The 2646-nt window shown below is 48.7% G+C and carries 2 protein-coding genes; both read right to left on the bottom strand.

What is annotated here, in order from left to right; translation table 11 throughout:
- Positions 1 to 874: hypothetical protein (locus tag PF479_RS00875; protein WP_298001284.1), on the bottom strand; the 874-nt coding region annotated here is incomplete at its 3' end.
- A 61-nt stretch (positions 875 to 935) separates the two neighbouring features.
- On the bottom strand, positions 936 to 2646 hold a 1711-nt coding region (locus PF479_RS00880), incomplete at its 5' end, for a molybdopterin-dependent oxidoreductase (RefSeq protein ID WP_298001286.1).

Consider the following 2646-nt stretch of genomic DNA (forward strand, 5'->3'; position numbering starts at 1 on the left):
GTATAAGAGTGACCAGTATCCTTCCCAGACGACCAGTATATTTTTTAGTTGCGACTGCGGAGACAACAATTCCTTCATTCGTTTTCTCGAAACTTGTATACATTTCCATTCCATTAAAAGTGTAGGAAAATTGACCGGGACCCTCCTTGATAATCTTATTTCCAAAATCATACTCAGTCATATCCTGTCCGATTCTGTCCGGTATGACATGGTCGATGCATTCATTGGTTTCTGAAGAAATAATATATGCGTAGGCTCCTTCTTCGTAGGGATATTTCTCGATGATACTCTGTAGACTTGTGGATTGAAGCAGGTCTGAGAGCTCTTTCGGTTCAACACCAATCTGAACCAATCCTGTACCGCTGGGAAGAGGGACTCCGATATACTGAAAAAGAACTCCATCGACAGCTCTCCTCTGGGGTTCCTGAGCCAGCTGAGCTTTGGGATTGACCAGCATTCTTAAAAATGGTTCAGTCTGTTCACTCGTACTGAAATCAAACCCGAAAAAATCCGGAACAGATCCAGCAAAGAGGATACCCCGGCTGTCTACGACATGAATTTCATCAACACCCGTATAGGCAGCCATTTCCTGCATCCTCTTCGTTGACAGCAGATCAGGATTCTGATCAATAGAGTAGGCAATACTCCGGGCGATTCTCAGAAAATTACCATTCAAAGATTTTTTAAGATTCTCCGTATCTGTTTGAACTTTATCAACCTGATTAATAAGTTCATCCAGAGTGGTCTGAGTCGTTATCATCATGATATTATTAATTTCAACAGAAATATTGGTATACCCGATGATGGAAATTATACTGACAGCCAGCACCAGCATGACTGCAACGGGTATAATGATTTTAGATGTGATTTTCATGGGAAGACTCCTGCTATTTCAATATAGTATAGTTATAAAAATCAGTAGGAACAATAATATTTTATTGAAGAGCCACCTGCACAAATATGGTATGAGTCCGGGATGATCGGCTGGGCAGGGAGGGATCGGTAGAGCTCACCATATTGACAGATCCAGCCTGGTCAACTGTGTCTCCCCCGTCCCGGATCAATACCGGCCAGAGACCTTCATTCAAAGAGACTGTCCCGGGAATGATCCCGTCGGTGATCCGCACAGGCACTTTGATCCTTCCTTGGGGACTGCTCAGAAAAACCAGGGAATCCTGCTGAATCCCCCGGATCAGGGCATCCTCCGGATGAATCCAGAGGCCCAGATCTTCCTCCATTCTGAACCCGGGGATATTGGCATATTGGGAGTGGATTCCCTGAAGGGGATGAGGGGTGATCAAAGACAGAGGGTATGCCGGATCTTCAGGGTGTACTCCCCTGTAATGCGGATAGGCGGGGAAACCCAGATCCTCATAAGTTCGGGGGGAAATCTCCATTTTACCGGAAGGAGTCTGCAAAGCATGTTTTGAGGGATCTATAATGAAATCAGAAAAAGCATTTCGTTCCTGCTCCTGTCCCTGAAACAGACCCTGATCTTTGAAAGCGGCAACATCAGGGATATCGGAATCCTGCAAGAAAGAATCGATCCAGTCTGAGCTCGATTTTCCTTCCGTGTAGTCCGAGGCGAAGCCGAGACGGTCGGCCAGAGCCGAAAAGATGGCGTAATCTGTGAGTACACCCGGAGGTGGTTCTACAGCTTTTGCCGAATAAAGGAGAAAATTGCCCGCGGGACTCACAATATCCTCTCTTTCCAGAAAGGAGGCTACCGGAAAAACAATATCGCAGAGAGCCATGGTGGGAGTCAGAAATAAATCATGACCGATGATCAAATCGAGTCTTTGAAAAGCCCTGATATTTTTTTGAATGTCACTCCCCTGGGCCAGCAGATTGCTTCCGGTGATATAGGCACCTTTGATGGATCTTGACCGGTCATCCTCAGAACCTGCAAGGATAGAATCCGGCCATTCATACAGAGAGATAGTCGGATCATCCTGAGGAAGGACAGGAAAAGACCCGCACCGGGGCCCCTGTATTTTCCCCCAGAAGAGACCACCCGAACTTCCACCGGGAACCCCTATATTTCCTGTTGCCAGCTGGAGTGCCACGGGCATTCGGGCGGCTTCCTCACCGGCAATGGCCCGTTGCAGAGCAAGCCCCGGCAGAAGAGCCGCAGCTTTCGTCCGGCCGTAAAGGTCCGCCAGCTTTTCAATCTCTTCTTCAGGAATACCGCAGATCTCTGAGGCCCACTCCGGACTCTTGGGAATGCCGTCGGATGCCCCCATCACATAGGCCTTGAGTTGTGCGAATCCTGTACTGTAAGTCTCAATAAAAGCATGGTTCTGGAGGTCATTCCGGATCAGAAAGAACAGAAGCGCCGCCATCAGAGCCACATCGCTTCCCGGTTTGATGGGAATCCACCAGCTACTCATGGTGTCTACGGTTCGTGTCCTCCGGGGATCAATCACCACCACAGGAACACCCCGTTTTCTGGCTTCCAGAATGCGGGGAGGCATTTCACATCCCATACGGGTATCAAATGCATTGTACCCCCAGAGGATGATCAACTTGGAATGCCGCAGATTGCCCGCATCCATTCCACTCATCTTAGTCCCGAACAGATAGGGCATGACAAAGGAGGCCGCCCCGTTGCTGTAGCTCCCTTTCGTGCGGGTAGCCCCTCCCCAG

This window comes from Oceanispirochaeta sp., assembly GCF_027859075.1.
GTDB lineage: Bacteria > Spirochaetota > Spirochaetia > DSM-2461 > DSM-2461 > Oceanispirochaeta.